The sequence below is a fragment of the Symmachiella macrocystis genome (assembly GCF_007860075.1).
Taxonomy (GTDB): domain Bacteria; phylum Planctomycetota; class Planctomycetia; order Planctomycetales; family Planctomycetaceae; genus Symmachiella; species Symmachiella macrocystis.
Genome location: NZ_SJPP01000001.1, coordinates 167734 through 186759, shown reverse-complemented (window position 1 = coordinate 186759; position 19026 = coordinate 167734). Strand labels below are relative to the sequence as shown.

At 56.3% G+C, this 19026-nt stretch carries 18 protein-coding genes; 4 read left to right on the top strand and 14 right to left on the bottom strand.

What is annotated here, in order from left to right; translation table 11 throughout:
* Nucleotides 1–29 precede the first annotated feature (29 nt).
* A complete protein-coding gene (locus tag CA54_RS00730; RefSeq protein WP_146368970.1) occupies nt 30–377 on the top strand; it encodes a hypothetical protein in 348 nt (115 codons plus the stop codon).
* Between the two features lie 30 nt (nt 378–407).
* On the opposite strand, the gene CA54_RS00725 is transcribed toward CA54_RS00730, so the two are convergent.
* The 3 genes from CA54_RS00725 to CA54_RS00715 all read right to left on the bottom strand — a co-directional run bounded on the left by CA54_RS00725 (nt 408) and on the right by CA54_RS00715 (nt 3300).
* The gene (locus CA54_RS00725) at nt 408–956 is read right to left on the bottom strand and encodes a Uma2 family endonuclease (RefSeq protein ID WP_146368969.1); all 549 of its coding nucleotides are present in this window, start codon (nt 954–956) and stop codon (nt 408–410) included.
* A 76-nt stretch (nt 957–1032) separates the two neighbouring features.
* Nucleotides 1033–2454, bottom strand: a complete 1422-nt coding sequence (locus CA54_RS00720) for a sulfatase family protein (protein ID WP_146368968.1) — start codon at nt 2452–2454, stop codon at nt 1033–1035.
* A gap of 102 nt (nt 2455–2556) precedes the next feature.
* The gene (locus CA54_RS00715; protein ID WP_146368967.1) at nt 2557–3300 is read right to left on the bottom strand and encodes a sugar phosphate isomerase/epimerase family protein; all 744 of its coding nucleotides are present in this window, start codon (nt 3298–3300) and stop codon (nt 2557–2559) included.
* A 397-nt stretch (nt 3301–3697) separates the two neighbouring features.
* Between CA54_RS00715 and CA54_RS00710 the strand changes: the two genes are divergently transcribed.
* Entirely contained in the window at nt 3698–4144 is a 447-nt protein-coding gene (locus CA54_RS00710; RefSeq protein WP_146368966.1) for a hypothetical protein, read from the top strand.
* Between the two features lie 225 nt (nt 4145–4369).
* On the opposite strand, the gene CA54_RS00705 is transcribed toward CA54_RS00710, so the two are convergent.
* The 9 genes from CA54_RS00705 to CA54_RS00665 all read right to left on the bottom strand — a co-directional run bounded on the left by CA54_RS00705 (nt 4370) and on the right by CA54_RS00665 (nt 16425).
* Nucleotides 4370–5938 carry a hypothetical protein gene (locus tag CA54_RS00705; protein WP_146368965.1) on the bottom strand — a complete coding sequence of 523 codons (1569 nt, stop codon included), beginning with the start codon at nt 5936–5938 and terminating at the stop codon, nt 4370–4372.
* Nucleotides 5939–5984: 46 nt separating this feature from the next.
* Complete coding sequence (locus tag CA54_RS00700) at nt 5985–7247, bottom strand: rhomboid family protein (protein WP_146368964.1); 1263 nt, start codon at nt 7245–7247, stop codon at nt 5985–5987.
* 116 nt (nt 7248–7363) lie between these two features.
* Entirely contained in the window at nt 7364–8218 is an 855-nt protein-coding gene (locus tag CA54_RS00695; RefSeq protein WP_197532100.1) for a DUF58 domain-containing protein, read from the bottom strand.
* Nucleotides 8219–8258: 40 nt separating this feature from the next.
* Complete coding sequence (locus tag CA54_RS00690; RefSeq protein WP_146368962.1) at nt 8259–9881, bottom strand: ABC transporter permease; 1623 nt, start codon at nt 9879–9881, stop codon at nt 8259–8261.
* Between the two features lie 63 nt (nt 9882–9944).
* Nucleotides 9945–10949, bottom strand: coding sequence for an ABC transporter ATP-binding protein (locus CA54_RS00685; RefSeq protein ID WP_146368961.1), 1005 nt, complete (start codon nt 10947–10949; stop codon nt 9945–9947).
* A gap of 54 nt (nt 10950–11003) precedes the next feature.
* Entirely contained in the window at nt 11004–13058 is a 2055-nt protein-coding gene (locus CA54_RS00680) for a hypothetical protein (RefSeq protein ID WP_146368960.1), read from the bottom strand.
* 176 nt (nt 13059–13234) lie between these two features.
* Entirely contained in the window at nt 13235–14314 is a 1080-nt protein-coding gene (locus tag CA54_RS00675) for an AAA family ATPase (RefSeq protein ID WP_146368959.1), read from the bottom strand.
* A 67-nt stretch (nt 14315–14381) separates the two neighbouring features.
* The gene (locus CA54_RS00670) at nt 14382–15785 is read right to left on the bottom strand and encodes a DUF4175 domain-containing protein (protein ID WP_146368958.1); all 1404 of its coding nucleotides are present in this window, start codon (nt 15783–15785) and stop codon (nt 14382–14384) included.
* 187 nt (nt 15786–15972) lie between these two features.
* Nucleotides 15973–16425 (bottom strand): hypothetical protein, encoded by a 453-nt coding sequence (locus tag CA54_RS00665; protein WP_146368957.1) that lies wholly within the window; start codon nt 16423–16425, stop codon nt 15973–15975.
* Between the two features lie 197 nt (nt 16426–16622).
* Here CA54_RS00665 and CA54_RS00660 point away from each other — a divergent pair, with 197 nt between their 5' ends.
* Both CA54_RS00660 and CA54_RS00655 read left to right on the top strand, forming a co-directional pair.
* Nucleotides 16623–16940 (top strand): hypothetical protein, encoded by a 318-nt coding sequence (locus CA54_RS00660; RefSeq protein WP_146368956.1) that lies wholly within the window; start codon nt 16623–16625, stop codon nt 16938–16940.
* A gap of 100 nt (nt 16941–17040) precedes the next feature.
* On the top strand, nt 17041–17238 hold the full coding sequence (locus CA54_RS00655; protein WP_146368955.1) for a hypothetical protein: 198 nt from the start codon (nt 17041–17043) through the stop codon (nt 17236–17238).
* Nucleotides 17239–17266: 28 nt separating this feature from the next.
* Here CA54_RS00655 and rfbD read toward each other — a convergent pair whose 3' ends face one another.
* Entirely contained in the window at nt 17267–18115 is an 849-nt protein-coding gene (rfbD, locus tag CA54_RS00650; protein ID WP_146368954.1) for a dTDP-4-dehydrorhamnose reductase, read from the bottom strand.
* A gap of 129 nt (nt 18116–18244) precedes the next feature.
* Nucleotides 18245–18985: a class I SAM-dependent methyltransferase gene (locus CA54_RS00645; RefSeq protein ID WP_197532099.1), complete on the bottom strand. Its 741-nt coding sequence runs from the start codon at nt 18983–18985 to the stop codon at nt 18245–18247.
* Nucleotides 18986–19026: the final 41 nt, after the last annotated feature.

Below are 19026 nucleotides of genomic sequence, written 5' to 3'. Positions count from 1 at the left end.
GAGGTGAGTCATTCGACATAATAGGCATCATGAACGACTCGACGACTTATATTGGCCGGACACAAGTTGGTTTTCTCGCAGCGATTTGCTTGGCAATCGCCGGGGCGGTGTGGATCTTTTCGCCGGAACGCGAAGCGCTGCTCGCAGCGTTTTTCCGCGTGGGGATCTTGATGACCGCTTTGTGGTTCGCTGTACCAGCCAAGGGGGCGGAGCTGGTGTGGGAAAAAATACTCCCGATCGTTGCCGGTGGCTTGGTATTGATCGTGCTCGCCAAGCGGATAATCATCGTCGCTTTGCCGCTAGCAATTGCAGTGGGCGCGGCGGCCTATATGCTCCGCCCACGGAATAAAGAAAAACCGGGCGAACGCCGGCGGTAGGTTCCCGGTTGATTGTGGGACTTCGATTGGTTATTCGAAGAATCCGGCCAATGGTAAACAAAACCCTGGGAGGACAGTGCCGCCGTCAAGCGATTCCTCGTGGGGGATGACCAGCGGTGCTGCTTGGGGACGGTAGACGGTTACGCATTGCTGAGCGGGATCGATGTCCCAAATCAATTCACCACCCGCGGCTAGCCAGCGGATTGCTTTTTCTTGTACGGCGGCGTCGCGATCTTGTGGGGAACGGACTTCGACCACCAAGTCGGGCGCACTGGGCCAATAGGCCTGTTCCGGTTCCGTGTCAGGCAGGTTTTTTACAGCAATAAAAGCGATGCCGGGGGCGAGGACCGTGTCGGGATTTTGTTGGATCAGAAATCCCGTTTCCGCTCCGAAACAACGTCCGAGCCGATTCTGTTCCACGTACGCACCGATCAGCATCGACAGTCGAAACACCAACTCCCCATGTCTCCATCCGGCGGGCGACATCATGTGCAGTTCTCCGGAGACCAATTCGTAGCGCGTTGAATCGTCGCAGATACGGATTAACTCATCAGCTGTGACTGGTGTGGTTGTGGCCATCTTACCACCTTCTGTTTTGCATGCGGGGGATGTTCCTGCACTTGCATTGTAACAGATTGCCGTTGCGCATTAATGATCAAATCCGGCCGGGTTGGCGGGTGCCGCTGCCTTTTTGTTTGGTGGCCGAATCACCCAGTTCGCTGCGGGCGGCGTCGGCGAGTTTTTTTAGGCGGGCGACAACTTCAGGGTGTTGATCTTTCACGTCGGTGGTTTCGCCAATGTCATGGACCAGATCGTACAGCGCCATGTCTGTCTTACCGACGGTATAACCGTCCGGTTGTCCGTCTTTGCCGGGAGTGCCGGTCAGGCTGCGGAATTCGTGGGGGAAATGCAATTTCCATTGTCCGCTACGGATTGCCTGCAGGTGTCTTCCCCAATAGTAATAGAAGACCTCGTGCGGTGTTTTGGCGTTCTTCTCGCCCGACATCAGGGGCCAAATGTCTTTGCCGTCGATCGGATGATCGGGGAGTTGGGTATTCGTCAAACCGGCCAGCGTGGGTAGGATGTCGATCGTGGCGGCTACTTCATCACAGACGGTTCCGGCGGGGATTTTTCCCGGCCAGCGCATAATGCACGGTTCGCGGACGCCCCCCTCCCAGGTGGTTCCTTTGCCTTCGCGGAGCGGTCCAGCGGAACCGCCGTGATTGCCATACGATAACCACGGTCCGTTGTCCGAGGTAAAGATGACCAACGTATTGTCATCCAGGCCGTTTTTCTTGATCGCTTCTAGAATCTGCCCAACCGACCAATCGATTTCAGAAATCACGTCGCCATACAGGCCTTGTTCGGATTTGTCTTTGTATTTGTCCGACACAAACAACGGCACGTGCGGCATCGAGTGCGGCACATAGAGAAAGAAGGGCCGGTCCTTATTTTGATCGATGAATTTGACGGCGTGTTGGGTATACGACGTTGTCAGTTGCGTTTGGTCTGGATTGTGCTCAATGGTTTTAGTTCCAGCGATTAACGGCAATGGCGGATATCGATCACCAGCGGTCGGATGGTTAGGCCACATGTCGTTGGAGTAGGGCAGACCGTAGTAATCGTCGAAGCCGTGGTTGGGCGGCAGGAATTGTTCGTGGTGGCCGAGATGCCATTTGCCGTAGATGGCTGTGGCGTAGTCGCGTTGTTTGAGCAATTCCGGAATCAACAATTCCTCGTCGTGGATGCCGTGCTTGGTGCGGTGGCTGGGAGCGCCGAGCATGCCGATGCGGTTGGGGTAACAACCGGTAAGTAGTGCCGCCCGCGATGCTCCGCAGACCGCTTGAGCGACATAAAAGTTCGTGAACCGCATGCCTTCAGCCGCCATGCGATCCAAGTGGGGCGTTTCGAATCCTTCTGCACCAAAGCAACCAACGTCGGCGTAGCCTTGGTCGTCGGTGAAGATGATAACCACATTGGGCAGTCGTTGGGCCTCTTGAGCGCGGGCGCTTAAGGCCGTTGTGAACATAACGGCGATGGCACAGAGACCGCTGAGCAATGCGGGATGTCGAAGCATGGCGAAACCTTTGTGGCGCGGGAATGGGTGTCGTTGTGAATACGATTCCCATTATGAGCAATTTTGCGCGCACCGCAAAGCAATCGACCGCTTCGATCGAAATTACAGCAGACTTTCCAACAGCAAACGCATCTTCCGCATTTCGACGGCGCGATCAATGTCGCCCAAACGCTCGGGAAGGAGTTCCACCGACAGGGCCAAGTTGTACCCATTGCGTTGGAGTTGGCTGATGATGCGGCTGTAGTCGATCTCACCCAAACCGATGCGGACCTGCAGGTTGTCGGGGAGCGTGTCACGCAGGTGTGTGTGGAAGACGTACGGAAAGACTTGGTCGTACGATTGGTTGGGAACCGGGCCGCAGATGTAATAGCTCGGATCGAGCGTGATTCCGACACCCGGCGTGGCTTGGCACAATTCGACGGCTGTGTGCGGATCCTCGGTCAGTTGGCCGGTTTTGGTTTTGATGGAAACATGAACGCCGTCCGCGCTGGCAATGCGGTGATGCGCACGGAGGCGATCGATTTCAGCGTTGAAAGGTGTTCCCAATGGCGACGCGGGGATCGTAATTTGTGTTAAGCGGAAAAGCTGCGCCACGCGAACCAGGGCTTGGAAGTCCTCGAGAGAGACTTCGTTTTCTAGGTTGATGGCGATCGGCGTCATGCGAGTGACGTCGCGGAAACGCGAGCAAAACGACTCGGGATCTGCAATCACATGGGATGGCTTGAGATGATCTTGCGTTTCATCCAGCCAGAGTTCCACCTTATCGTATTGCAACTCGGCGAGCTGTTCGCAGGCATCTTCAAACGGTCGGTCCGAAAAACAGCGGGTAGACGCGGCAACAAACACTCCTGACACTCCCTTGAAATCCGGCCTCGAGCTCGTAATCCATTTCACTGTAAGACTTTGCGAAATGCCATGCGGAAAGGCCGGAACGCATTGGCTTCGCTGGATGTGAATTTAGCGGAACCAGGGGAATTCTGCAAGGTCGATGGGTTCGTGTTGTCACAATGATCGGTCAATAGGCAACGATCGGTACTGTTGTGACATATGTGCTGCCGATAAAGCTTGCACACCGGATGGCCGGCTACCCGTTTCGACCCAGAACAGGCCGTCTGCGAGACCCACAGGCCGGTTGAAAAACCCGGTTGTGTGCATATTGGAGCTCAACGTGCGTTCCGACACTGCGCAGTGGAGGGTTTTGAAAACCAGTCAAAAAACATGAAATCACGGAGGGCTTCTTAGAATGCGAAATCACGCATTATCGACAATGTTTGCAGCGCTTTCACTGTTTGTCTGTGTTGGCTGCGCGACGACGGAATCCGGTAGTGTTTTCCGCGGCCAGGAGCCGTGTGGAGAATGCCAGTCCTGTCAAAATGGCGGCTACGGCGGCAGTTACGGTGGAGGTTATGCCGGCGATGGATGTCCCGGCGGATGCCAGGATGGAAGCTGTTACGACGGCATGTGCGGAGACGATTGCTACGGCGATTGCCGTGGTGGTTGCCGCGGTGGTTGCCGCGGACGGATGCGCGGACTGTGCCGATTCCCGGACAAATGGTCTGGCTCGAACGTGCATCACTACAACTCCAGCATGGTACCGCAATGCAATGTAGGAACAGGGATGCCGATGATGGTCCAATATCCCTACTACGCCACCAAAGGTCCTGACTGCTTCTTCTATTGCGGCGACTGATGTGCCGCTTCAATTATCTCGCGAGGAACCATTCAAGGAGGAATGTCTGGGGAACGTTGGGTTTCACTGATAACGGCGGCAATGATTGCCGTGTTCCTCGCGTGGCGCCGGAATGACGGAAACGTCGACGGTCACAAAGAAGCCAGACGATACGTTGGCCACCGCTGTCTCATTAGGGGCGGCGGTGGCCTTTTTTGTTTTCGTGACCGGTTTGCCTATTAGCGATTAGGGGTGTTTGCGAATGAAGATGGCGGCGATGTCATCTTCAAAGACTAGGGTCCAGTGGTCGCTAGCGCGAAGTCGCGATATCAATGCGCTGCGATTTCTGTGATCGATTACAACCGTCTGAACATCGTATTGTTCCAAACGTTGTTCCCAGTCCGCTGGTGCTCCGATCAAGGCCATGTAATCGACCCAGACTTGCCGGGGGACTAAATGCGCGTGTGAGGCGACGTAGATGGGCCAACGTTGAGCATGACGGTGGCCGACCCAGGAAAGATAATCACCCCATTCATACGTGTTAAACATCTGCCCCGCCGGTTGTCGCTCTAACAAGAACTCAGCAGCTGCGACGGGCGTTTGCGACGAGACCGCTGCGTTGAAATCGACCGGTGGTCCGGACCAAATCAAGCGGCCGAGCGGGCTGAACGCCCCTGCCGTCATGATTGCCACTGCGACGAGTGTTGTCCTTGCCCAGTTTCGCCGAGGTGTTCCGAGGGGGCGAGGCCGGGGGTGGAAAACATAGCGGTTCCAGAGTGCGCCGCCATGCAGCGCGAAGACGTAAGCGGCAATCGGGGCGAACCAGACGATCATGCGTGACGTCCAAACCGTGGCGGCACCCAGTCCGGTGAGCAATAGGATTTCCGCAGTTGTTATGCGGCGGGGAGAGAAATAGAGCATCGGAATCAAGAAAATCACAGCGGCTGCGAAGATTTGTCCTTGTTGGGACGTGAAGGACAGCAACTTCCATTCGGTCAGGTCAGCCAGATTCGGGTTCCGCGCGAATGTCAATACGTGGAAATAAAGTTGTGGGCCATAGGGATTCACGAAGACCGCCAATCCGCCACAAAGCGTGAGTACCAACAATTGTCGTGTCTTGGTGTCGTGCGCGATGGCGGTCAGTCGTTTGCTGCGGCGAACAACGTCAATGGCTCGTCCCAGCGTAAAACAGGACAGCAATCCCAGGCCCATGATGAAGGACCCGTGCAAGTTGGCCCACAGCAGCATCAAACCCGTGACAATGACAAACACCGACACGCTGTAGCGGCGCTGTGATAGGCAGGTGAGTAAGGCTAAAAAACAAACAGCGCCGGCCAGTTGTGGGCGGATAACGGGCAGCTGCTGCCACTCCAGCGCGAGCCAAACAGCCACCGCCGCCAAACTGATCACCGGGCCGCGACCATGTCGATGACTGAGCCATAGCAGCAATCCACAACAAGCGGTGATGCAAGCAGCGTAGAGGCATTGCAGTCCAGCCACTCCGGCAGATTCGAAGACCTTAAAGGCGATCACTTGGGATAGCCAAGCGGAATCGACAAAGGGGACACCCGCTGCCAACGGCATGATCGGTTCAGTGGCGGGAATCGCTTTTTCAGTGCAGAGGATCTCGCCATATTGCAGATGCCCCCAAAGATCGGTATGCCACAGCGGAACGTGAGACAGCAGGACAAACATCACGCTCAACGCCACGGTGAACAGGACTGTGACACCCCACACACTTTGCCAACGGGCGGTTGACCGCAGTGGAGCCGCCGATCGGGAAGCGGGGTGGATGTCGCTGGGCGATCGGTTCATAAGCAAAGTTGTGCGAAACGTGCGCGGGTTGCCATCTTGGACACGATTACGTTGCGGTTCCCACCGCGGCACTATCGGCCTCGTCGGGATCGGGGGGCGCCAACGGTTCGTTTTGAGGATTGGGATCGATTCGGGCAGGCTCGGGTAGTTTTACCGGTTTGCCGATCTCGTATTTGTTCGGAGGGTCGGTGGGAAGCGTGAAGCGAAAGCGTTGTGAGCCGGGAGCTTGGGCCAATAGCCGTTCGGCCCAGGCGGGGGCATCGTCGTCAAAAACATCGTCCAAGATTCTGCGGGCCAGTTTCCGGTTTTCCGGCGTCTGGAAGAGCTGGCCCATAAAGGCGGCTTTGCGAATTGCGGTTGTGCTTGAGGGATTATTGTGCACGCCCTGCAAGATCGCGGTCCAGGCATTGTGCAGATTTCCGCTCTTGAGATATTGCTTATAAAGTTCCACCCAAACGGGATCGAGTTGTGGGTTGATGGCAACCGCTTGCCGGAGGTGCATGATGCGGTCTTGTCGCGAAAGTGACTGGCTGGTCCCCAGATGCCAGTGATAGGCAGCATTCCAAACTGGGTGGACCACGGCGTACAATCCTATGGGAATGAGTAAATGCGCGGCCAAAAAACCGGCGCGGGCTGAGACCTTCCACGGGGTTTGCGCATAGGCGACACGGGCGGCCAGATACCCGTATCCCAAACCGGAAAAGTGCGCCAAATTGGCGACGGGCAGGATGTCGAAATAAGTGGCCGGAATGCAGGCGACCAACCAAATCAACATGATGCGGACTACTTGGTCGGGTAACATTTCCAAGATGTATCGATCGTGGTGACGCAGGACTAACAGATAACCGAACATCGCGCAGATCGCCCCGGACATTCCCACAGCCGCCGATCCCATCAGGAATTCCGGCAGCATAGAAACGACCAGCGACGAGACGAACAGCAAGGCCATGCGCAGGCTGCCGATGCGGTATTCCAGCAGTTGTCCCAAATACCACAGGCCGAGGCAGTTCATCACCAGATGAATCAGACCGCTGGTCATGCTGCCGCCATGGTGTAAGCCGGCGAGAATCACGCGCCACCACTCGCCATCCCAAAGTTTGGTAAACCCGAGTTCGATATCGGCGGTGCCGTTTTGACCACCCAGCATCACAAATTTCAGTGGGACGCCGAGTTGTTCTTGCGCGATGCGGTAATTGGCTTCTTCGAACAAGACGAGATAAAAAATCCATGCCAGCAGTCCCGAGCAAATGAATATGATGCTCGCTGTGACTGGGGCTGTGCGAAAAATTTGCCGGACGGTGGTCCACATATAACGCGCCAAAAAAGAAGAGTTGCTCAAGCCGCTACCGCGCGAATCACGTTGCGCGTGTTGCTGGGCGCATCATATGCCGTATGGGGAATTCAGGGAAGAGGGACAGCTGAAACTTAAGCGATGCGGAGGACTTCGGCGGCGCACAGATCCTCGCGGCAGAGCGTTTGCAGCCCCTTATCGGCGATCAAGGGAACAAACGTGGCATGTACGCGGCGACAATTGCGGGCCAATTCCGCCTGGAGTTGCTGCAACCGTTTTTGATAGCCGGCGATTGTTTTGCGATCCAAAATGAGATCAGTTTCGGCCGCCGATTCGATATCGACCAGACGACGGCCCCCACTGGTGGTCGGATCGGCTTCCCAGGCGTTCAATAGTTGCAGGACCCACAGCGCACTGGCGCCGGTGGCCAAGCGGCGGATGAGCGCCGCGGGGTCGTGGGGAAACAGAAAATCGCTGATCACGATGCGGACCGACTGCCGGGGAAGGGGGACTTGGTTATTTTCCAACAGATCCACCAACGTCGCGCGGGAATCAAACGGCAATCGCTCGATTAAATCCAGTCCTTCAAGTCCTGTGCGTGTGGCGACCTGATCGGTGAGGGTGACCACCCCCGCGCGGCCACCCAGTCGTCCGCAGAGCAGGGCGAACATCGCTGCCAATTGCTTGGCAATGAGCGGCTTAACAGTTCCGCCGGTACGCATCGAGGCGCTGCCATCGATGAGGATTTGTGTTTGCGGACTGATTTCTTCACGGTACAGGCGAACCATCAAGGTGTCGCTGCGGGCATAAGCGGACCAATCGACATGGCGGATGTCGTCGCCGGGGATGTATTCGCGAAATTCCTGAAACTCCAACGAACTTCCCGTACCGCGCCCCAGCAACTCGCCCGACCGCCCGGCGACGGGAGTGCGGGGTAGTCCGAGTTGGAAGGTGTCGACGACACGTTGGACGTCCGGATCATTTCTCACGAAATCGTAATCCTTATCGGTGATTGATCGCGACCGTTAGTTAACTGCTGGTCGACGGTTCCGGGGTGGCTGCTGCGTCTAAGATTCCCGCGGTGGCTGATGGGCCGTTGGCCATTTGAGATTGTGGGAACATGGCCGTTTCGTCCGCAGCAGGTTCGCGGAGGAAGACGACTTCGGTGAAGCCGCGCCACATGGTGTGGATATTGAGCAGCAGAGCGACTCCCCCCATCACCAGCAGGGCTGCCATAACTTCGTCGGCCCAGTTGAGATTGTTGTCCAGAGTCTCCAACGTATTGATGGGGTCGGACAAGTAAAATAGAGGATTCGCGACGCTGCGAGAATTGCGGAAGATGTTTGCAATGTTCGGCGCCAGCCAACTGAGTGCGAACATCACGATGGCAAACGCCCGTGTCTGAGCAGGACGAAATAAGGGAGTCGCCTTGCGCAACCAACGCCCCAATGCGGCGGACATTCCGGCGTAGAAGAGGATGTAACAACTCAGCCCAACCGTGAATTTTGAAATGTGGGTCCATTTGGGGTCGTGGATGAATTGTCCGAGGGCGAATGCCAGACCTACGAGCGCTGCCAAATGCAAAACCGCCATCAACATCCCGCGTCCGCCTCCTGGGAGAAACGGCACGGCGAGAAATCGTAGGAGAAAGCTTTTAGGGAGTTGGCTGCGAATCCGCCGCGAAAGCCCATCGGTCTCGGTGGCGGCAAACAGGCAAACAGCCCCCCAAAAGACCCCCAAGAAACTGAGGACCACATAGACCGGTTCGATCATGAGGGTCGAACCGGGCGAAGTACCGCCGAAGACAGCCTGATACAACCCGAGTCCCAGCCAGCCGAGCGTCAGCCAGTAGAGAGCGGAGCTGCTAAGTCGGATTCCGGTACTGCGATTGTCTGATTCGAATGTCAGTTGCGCGCGGGCGATCTGCAAGCAGAGCACGAAAGTCCCGATGTAATAACTGGCGATGACCAAACCGCCCCAATAGAATTCTTGGTCGCTGAAATCGATGCTTTCGTCGGCGACAAAATACGTTCCGAGTGAAATCGCTGCGCCCATGACCCAGACGAGTTGCCCCAACAGGACCAGGGAGAGCACGACCTGTGCTTGTCGCTGGCGGGCGAATGTGCTGAAGGTGAGCGACAGTAGCGACAACATCATGGAGGCGAACATCGCCAAGACCAGCACGAATATCAACGTGGGAAAGTCAACGCCACGAAGCAGGTAGGTGAAGGCGACAAACGGGCTGATAGCGGAAAAGTAAATGAACGTTTGCACCTGAGCGCTGAGCCATTTGCCCCACACAATTTGTTGGGGGGACAGCGTGGTGATGTTGAGCAGTTCGTAGGTGTTGAGGTCCCGTTCGGCCAGCAGACTGCGAAAGGCGCCGAAAGGGACGACGAGCATGACCGTGAACGCTAACAGGCCGAAATAGAAGGGGAAGACGTATTTGCCATACGGGCTGTCGTCGTTGCCGCCGACAAGCATCATGAGCACGAACGCCGATATCAACCAGCTACCAAACAGCATGATTGCAAAGGTGGCTAGAAACTGTTTGCTTTTGAGCGCTTGGCGCGTCTCCTTGACGAGGATCGGGTTGAGACGATCACTCACCTGTTCGGCCCAGCGGCTTATCGTATCAGGTTGAGAGGCCATGGTTGTTACGGATTTCCTTGGCCCACGGCTCAGCCGCGGGCATCTCGTGTGTGACAAACGAAATTACTGTGTGATGCCTTTTGTGACGGCCATGAAGACGTCTTCGAGCGAATGGGCACGGCCTTGGAACGAGACGACCTCGATGTCGCTTGCGATCATCGCTTTGAGAAGATTCGCTTGTTGCTGTTCGTTGCCGGTAAATTCAAAGCGGGCGTTTTTATCGGCAATGCGTACCGCACCGACGTGCGGTTGTTCCAGCAACCAGCGCTGCAACTTATTGACCTCGCCGACGACGCTGACTTCTAATTCCACCGATTCATCCGGGCCGGTCCGACGATGCCCTTGCATGATGGCGTCACGCGAACCGCTGGCTAGAATTTGTCCGGCTTCAACGATTGCCGCGGAGTGACAGATTTCAGAAAGTTCGGTGAGGATGTGGGAACTGATTAAAACCGTTTTGTTCAACTCAGTCGCCAAGAGGAGAATCAGTTCTCGCAGTTCGACCCGAGCGCGGGGATCCAAGCCGGCTGCCGGTTCGTCCAGGACCAGAACCTGCGGGTCGTGAATTAATGTGCGGCCCAAACCGAGGCGTTGTGACATGCCCTTACTGAGCGTATCGATTGGTTTTTCGGCGAGTTTGCGTAATTCGGTGAAGACCAACACCCGTTCGATGGCATCCCGGCGGGCGGCGCCGCGGAACCCATAGGCGCGGGCGAAGAAGTCGAGGTACTCCAGGACGTTGACGTTTTGGTATTTGCCGAAACTATCAGGCATGAATCCCAGAATACGGCGGACTTCATCCGGTTTGTCGACAACGGAGTAGCCCCCCACAAAGGCGTCGCCAGCGGTGGGGACGTCCAGTGTGGCCAGAATTCGCATGGTCGTCGTTTTACCCGCACCGTTGGGGCCGATGAAGCCCATCACCTCACCCGCGTGCACCTGGAACGAGACATCATTGACCGCTTTTAGGTTTCCAAAAAACCGATGCAGATGATGGATTTCAATCGTCGGCGTCGCTGTCGGCGGCGGTGGTTCCAACGTTGCGGTTTCGGTAGATGATTCGTTCATGAAAGTATTGAGCAGTGGGAATCTTGCAGTGGAAAAAGCGGAGGCGGCGCGATTTTAATACTGTCCCCAGATGACGTGGAAATCCCCTTGGGCATCGGTGTTTTCCACACCCAATTCGACACCAGGGTTTTCGCTGAGGATCGCGATATAGCTGCGGTGCAAATCGGTCAGTGCCGTCGCATTTTTAGGTTTCAGCAATCGGGTGAGCGTCCGTTCCAGATTGCCGTCGTTGTAGTTCAAATTCAAATTGAGTTCATTCGACGGGTATCCCGAATATGTCGTGATGGAAGTGCTGGAGGTCACAGGTGCGGCTCCGCCTGGTTGGATTTCAAGTGGATGCGTCGTGTACTGTCCTTTGAGAACAGAGACGACCTCATCGGCTTCGGTGCGTTTGAGCGCGGTTGAGTCTCCTGCGGGAAGTTTCGATCCCAGAAATGTATTTCCTTCCTCATCAACAACGACCAAAGTTTCGATGTTCCAAGCCAAGCCGTTGGCGACGTTGATTGTGGCGGAGTCGCTGCTGGGGGTGATTTCCAGTCGGCCCCGTTCGGTGCGACTGACCGTGGATAAAAACTGCATCGGCGTGCGAGAACGAATCCAACCGGACGAAAAGTGTTGGCCGTTTGTCCAATCGACCGACCCATGCGGGGAATCCTGTCCCGCTGACCAAATCGGAAACACAGCGGTGTCGGCATCGAACCGCAAGCCATCCGCGGGGGCGACGCCGGCATACAGCGCGGTGCGTCCCAAGGCGACCGCTGTCTTGGTGCGTTGGTCCAGAAGGGTCACACTCCGCGTACGTGAGGTGACGCCAAATCCGTCCGAAACGGCGGCGTAGGCGAACAATGCACAACTTGTCAAAAAGGCGATACTGGGGATCGTCACCACCAGCAAATACAACTGTTGCCGCCGCTTGAGGAAAAAGTAATTCAACGGGCCGATCACGATCGTGAATGCCGAAATCAACACGATGAATGCGATTTTGGGGACTCCACCCACACCGGGGATGGCAAACTCCGCAAAGGATGAATCGGGTTGCCGCGTGGAGATGCCTTGCCGCGTAGTCCATCGCCACGAGTCCGGAGTGAGCGAATTCATCATCCAGGCCCAATCTTGCGGCGTGCCGGGAAAGGGATTGTCGGGCATGGCGATGACGTAGCCCAACACCTGTGGGTGAACGGCGAACGTATTGGAGGAATTCTCCCAGTCATAATCGCTGGAGAGTTCAGTGTGAGTCGTTCCTATTTCGCTCACCATCATCCCCTGCAGCTCTTCTTCGGTCACGATTTTGATCGGTTTACGGGCAAACAGCGGGGCGTGTTGCCAGGTTTCGGCGTCGGTGAGTTCCAACAATCCTCGCAGTTCCGGAACATCGGCGGCCGCAGCTCCGGTTTCGTAGACAAGCAATTTTCCACCGGTGCGGACCCAGTTGTTGATGGCGGACCGTGCGCCCTCGGGAATCTTTTTGAGCGTCTCCAACGAGAGGGCCAGAATGTCCAGTCCCGAATAGTCGACCGCCGATTGGGGAAGCATAATCGGATCAATGACTTGATAGTCTTCCGACGAGCTAGAGCCATACGGGCTCGTCATCCCTTTGGCCGCTGAGAGAGAGTTGGCTGCGGACAAAAACGGTTCGCAGTCGACTTTTTTTCGCGAAACTACTAACAGTGCGGGGCAATTCACCGTATCCGTGCGATTGTCGGCGAGTGTCACCGCTTCGCTGAGATTTTTAATCTCGCGACCATTGCGGAATACGGTGAGTTTCCCGCCAAAGTAGCCCGATTCGCCGACTAAGGGGACAGCCATCGTGAATTGCCGGGTTTCGTTTTGCCCGATCGTAATCCGCTGTTGCACCTCCGGGAATTTGGTGTAACCGTCCGAGGCAAATCGAAAGAAGAGTTCTTGCGGTTTGCCGGTATTACCCAGGCGAATTCGTATCGGAGCGTACCCGCCGAATCGGCCCCCTGCCCAGCGAGAATCGACCGTCAGCGTCAGGTCTTTTGTGCTCCGCGTGAAATCCGAACCGGAGGCGAACAATTGCGATGTGCCGGTTGCCGTCAGCAGCAGGATTGCCGCATAAAGGATGGTCCGAGCGCTCCTGGAGTTCATGCCGTCTCCTTGATCGTACCCAGTAACCCGGCCAGGCATTGCCGCCTGCTGGGATGCCACTTTGCTCGCTCACACCGTTGGCGCTGGGGGGAGCGTGCAGGTTTTCGATTACAAAGTCTCAACGGAGCTCATCCCTCAAGGCTAAACGAAGTTTGATGCTTAGGATTCACCCGCTATTAGGCTGGGGATAAGTCTTCTGGCAAATCCCGACCGACTTCAGGAACGGCGTCGAGCAGGCTTTGGATCATTTTTGCAGGGGTCCAACCTTCCAATCGGGCTGCATAATCCAAAATCAACCGATGCCCCAGGACGCTGAGGGCCACTTTTTTGACTTCGTCGAAACCGACATTCGGTTTACCCGCCAAGAGCGCCGCAGCGCGCGATGTGCCGGCCAATGCGATCGCGGCCCGCGGCGAAGCGCCGAATTTGACAAATTTGCGAACCGTTTCGGGGGCATCCGCTCGATCGGGATGTGTGGCGGTGACCAGTCGGGCAATGTATCCGGAAACGGCGCGGGGCAGGTGAATGGCATCGACCTTGTCGAACAGTGTCTCCAATTCCATGGCGGAGACAACCGGCGAAAGCGCCGGCGGTTGTCCGTGGCTGCGTGTGGTGATGATCTCCTGCAAGGTCTCGCTGGAAACATTATTCACGCTGAGTTTGAACGTGAAGCGGTCGAGTTGCGCTTCGGGGAGCGGATAGGTCCCCTCCAATTCAATGGGGTTTTGTGTCGCCAAGACGAAAAACGGCAGGGGGAGCGGATGCGTTTCTCCCAGGACGGTGACGCGGCGCTCCTGCATGGCTTCCAGTAGCGCGGATTGGGTTTTGGGGCTGGCGCGATTGATTTCGTCCGCTAAAACTAAGTTGGCGAAAATCGGTCCTTTGTGAAAGACGAGGCTCCGGGATCCTTGTTGGTTCTCTTCGAGAATCGGCGAGCCGACAATATCGCTGGGGAGCAAGTCAGGTGTGAATTGCAAACGGCGGAAGTCCAAACCGAGCAATTTGGACAACGACTTGATCAATTCGGTCTTACCGAGTCCCGGCAACCCTTCGAGCAGCATGTGTCCGCGGGCCATCAGTGCGATGACGACCAACTCCAACAATTCCTCCTGGCCGAGAATCGCCCGTTTTAAACCTGAGAGCAGGCGGTCTAATGTGGCCCGCGCCTCCTCAAGCTCGTGCGGCGGCACCAGACGATCGCTGTCACGATCTCCGTCGACAGTTGCGTCGGCGGTTCCCACGGTTTCACGGTCCATCAGGGGCGTCTCCTCTAGGTGATCATTCGCAGTCTTGTGTGTGTGAAATTCCGGGGAAGCATTGTTGTCACGGTTTGGAGGTATCGAAATACTTGCGCACCGCAGCGCGATGTTTGGGGCTGAGGCGGCGTTGCACGGTGGTGGATCCGGCGGACGCCGCACTGTCGTGCGCGGCGCTGCGGGGAGCAGCGGTGGCGGGGTCGACATCCGGAGCGGAGGCCTTGATGCTGTCGATTTCATCTTTCGCCTGTTCGCGGAATCCTTGCGGCAGGACACTCTCTTTGAATTTGACTCCTTGTTGATCCGATTCATCACCCCAGGACATCGACGCATCACCACGTCCGCGGTTGACGCCACCGCTGCCGGGTCGGCCGTTGTTGGAATTGCCGCCTTGTTGTCCCGGCCCTTGGCAATTCCCTCCTTGGCATTGTCCCCCTTCGCACTGCCCGTTTGGGCATTGACCATTTTGGCAAGCTTTGCAATTTTTGCGGATCTCTTTTAGTTTGTCTTGCTCTTCTTCTAAAAACTTCTGCAACTGTTCGAGTTGTTGTTGCCGCGCGGCTCCATCTTTGGCCAGCGTCAACTTTCCGTTCTTCATCAGTTTTTGCAGATCGTCTTGCATCCCTTGGGGGGCATTGGCGAGGTTGCCATTTTTGCTCAATTTGCTGAGGGCGTCGGCCAATTGTTTTTCCAACAGCAGCTTGCGCTCCAGCGTTAATTTCTCGCCACTCAATTCGGCCCGCCGTAATTCCTCAGCCGCTTCAGTCGCTTTGGACATGTTGATCTCGGCACTCGTCATCCGCGTTTGCATTCGTTCGCGGAGCGCATCCAGCGTTTCCCATTTCTCACTGGTCAACGGTGACTGTTCGGTCTCTTCGACGAGTCGCTGGATTTCTTCTTTGAGTTTTTCCTCTTCGGTTTCCTCCAGCACTGTGGTCGCTTCGAGTTCAGCGAGCAATTCCTCCAACTGTTCGGTGGCATTGCGGGCCGCTGTGTTTTTCAGCACCGGTGCGGTCGAGGCCTCTCTTAAGGGCACAAAACAGGCCGCCACGGCGAACATCAATGGCAACGCCAAATAACTGACGAAGCGCGTGGGGCGATATTTTGGCAGCGCCTGACGGTACTGCAGGTCCACTTTCGGCAAGCGGTCTCGCCAAAACGGATCCGGCCGTTCGGTCAGGGTCATTAATAATCCGCCGGTTCCCAGGGCCTTATCCAACAGTGCCACCGAATCGTCGCGACTACACCAACTGCGGCGGGCATACCACCAAGCGGCGACAGCCGTGGGGACCGCACACAGGGCGATCCATAGGACGTGTGGCCACAATTGGGGGATTAACAGCTTGACCACCAGCACGATGGTGCCGAAGCTGAAGAGAAAGACTGCGCCAAACTCAGCCGCACGTCGCAGGAATTCTCCGATACGCACGCGCTTGAGGAATTGATCGATCCATTTGTCCGCGGAACCCATGAGCGCTCCTTGGTCTTTCGAGGGTGGACGAATTCATTGGGCACATCCCGATCTAAGGCCGAGAGGCCGACGTCGGTTATTGTATCCGTGTCAGCGGTCGTGCGACACCCCTGATCAGGGGCAACAGCGCGGTTGGGCAGTTTTTTGTTGCGTGGGCAGTCGGTCGCTTTTCCTCAAGCCTGTCGCCTCACGCCTCCCCCTGGGGAATCACAACGGCCGTTCCAGAGGCGTGGCTTTCAGACAGCGCTTGTCGCCAACGGATTGAAGCGGGAGATTCCTCGGGCAGCGCTGCTGGCGACCAATCGACCTTTTCCAGATTCGCGATACCGTGATTGCCGATGAGTGTTAAATGGATGCTCGATGACTCAACTGTGCCGCCCTCGAGAGTCGCGAACAACGTAGCCCCCGACACGCACGTAACCAAAACCGTCGCCTGGCGTTGAAGGTCACCACGCACCATCAAGCGTGCCGGCGGACTGTCGAACAATTCTCGCGCCATGCCTATAGCGGTGACACCCCCGGATTGGAGATCCGCATCCGTGTCGGATGATTTGAGGTACACACGCAACGCGACCGGCGATCCAATCTGGCCATTGGCCACCGCTTGCTGGAGCTTGGGTTGTAATTCTAGTAACGTCACCTATGCCTCCCACTGACCTGACAATTTCCGAATACGAGCATACCCGGATACTTCGTCGCTGGCAAAGCGACGGGCCGTTTAGCTAGCGTTGGCAAGAAACAAGGCAAGCTTGACGCCGAAAAAAGGCCGGTGGCGTACTCGGCAATCGATACCTATTTCTTAGCTCAGGACCAAGATTCCAAGCGATCGTCTCCCACATGATCGGCAAGGCTAATGAAGCGACGATGCGAGCATTCATCGACGATCTGGCCACGATATGCACGAGCCACATCGAGCGGCTCCACTGCACGACGCAGATGTTCGCTGAGAAATCCTGCCGGCTGACCTTGGCTATCAGCAAGAAACTTGCGAACCTGGAAGCGGCTGTCGCAATGTGCATCGCCAATTATAACTTTTGTTGGCGTCCTCGCGAAAACGGCAAGAGCGGGCGGAAACGGCCTACCCCAGTGATGCAATCACGAGTCGCGGATCGGCTTTGGAAGTATGAGGATTTGTTCAATGTCGCAAAGGGATAAAATCCAGCAACGGAGAAAACGGTGCGTAAACGTTTTCGCGCAGATAGTTGGTTTATTCATGTGCTTGTTGGCATGCCCGGCTTTATGGGATGCCGGCGTGATGGCAAATCAAGAATATATCCATTTGATTGAGACTACCTCATGGAGACAAATCAGTGGACCTGATGGAGAAGACCAAAATTTCCAATTCATGGTATTCAACGGAGCCATCGGAAGCTTCTTCTTCGTGTTTGGTTGCGGGCTGATCTTTCTTGGGGCAAGAGAACGCAAAAGGTCGCAGCCAATTGCCATTGAATGACCAGCCAAATCTCAAATTAGGAGTCGACCTAACGCCGCGAGAGATAATTCGCCAACGCCTCTTGCCAAGAGGGCAGTTCCAGGCCGGTCGCGTCGGTGAGTTTTTGGCAGGACAACACACTGTAAGGGGGGCGGGCAGCGGGGGCGCCGAATTCGGCGGTTGTGATGGGACTCAGCTCCACTTGCGTGCCCGACTGACGGAAAATCTCTGCGGCAAACTCAAACCAGGTCATGCTGCCTGAATTGGTAGCGTGATACAAACCGTATTGGTCGGTTTCGATCAAAGCCGCAATCGCGCGGGCGACATCGACCGTCCAACTGGGGGTGCAGCGTTGGTCGTTCACGACGCTTAACTGATCGCGTTCGCTGCCGAGTCGTAACATGGTCTCCACAAAATTCCCCTTGCCCCGCGTCGAGGCGATTCCATACAGCCCGCAGGTGCGTATGACGAAATGCCGCGGGCAAATGCTGCTGACGAATTCCTCGCCGGCGCGTTTGCTCTGAGCATAGGCGCCTTGCGGGCCGGGGGGATCGTCTTCGGTATAGGGCACCGCACGCTGCGCGTCTTGCCCGAAGACGTAGTCGCTGCTGATATGCGCTAATCCTATTCCCAGGTCGGTGCACGACTCTGCGAGGTTTTTCGGCCCCGTCGCATTCACGGCATACGCAACTTCCGGTTCCTCTTCGGCTTTGTCCACCAGGTTGTAAGCGGCGCAATTGATTACGAAATCGGGTTGGATTTCCCGCAACTTGGCCGCGACGTCGTCGGGGCGGGTGATGTCCAACTCCGCATGTCCTAAGGGGACCACGTCGTTTCCGAGTAAGGGGAATAAGTCGCTGGCGAGTTGTCCCCGCGCCCCAGTCAGTACAATTCGCATGGATGTCGTCGAGCCGAAAGAGAAGGTGATCGCTTGATGAAAAGAGAATGATCACCATCGCGGGCCACAGCTGCAAGGTCGGCGCGCGAATTGATCGCTGCCACCATAGCGGATATCAAGGGCGCTGCGTTAGGCGGCGCGACGAATTTGGACATCGACCGCCGCTTGGCGGCGCGCCCAAAGGCAGCAAGGGACTTGCGGCCGCGCTGTTTCGTTGGCAATCCATTGGTGCCACTCGAACCGCGAGATAGCCTGTTTTGGCAAGTGCAGCGATACTGCGATTTTCCCCGCGCGTGGGCGGCGACCTAATACCCAGTTCCAAGTCCGTTGATCAGAGAGCGCATCGGGCACCATGATCTTGGTCGTCGAACCGGGGAAACGGGAGAACAACCGGGAATAACAGGACGGCAGATGTCCTAGCGGATTTTGTAGTTGAACAGGATCATGCTGGACGAGAAACATCAGCGAGCCGCCGGCACGCAAATACCCAGCCATGTGCGCCGTCCAGCGTAGGGTGGCGTCCGCAAACAGGTCGCCCGCCAACATCTCGCTGCCGTGCACAATGACGAGATCAAATTTCCCATCTTCGCCCAGTCGCTGAGCATCGTCTTTCCAATGGTGAAATTCGACGTCCGGAAGTGTTTGGATGGCGGATTTGAGTGATATGGTATCTTGTTCGTAGGCGGTCACTTCCAGCGAAAGCCGGTGCAAATGCCGCGTGAGCTGCCCCGTCCCACAACCGATTTCCAGAACGCGGGATCCGGGTAACAAATCGTGTTCGGTCACCACATATCGCAGTAATCGTCGCGAATACCGTTCTGGCGAATCGCTGGACGCGATTTTGAGACGAGACTGGGTGGCTGGATTCACGATTTTCCCCTCTCCCTTCTATGGAACCTGACAGGAAGTTG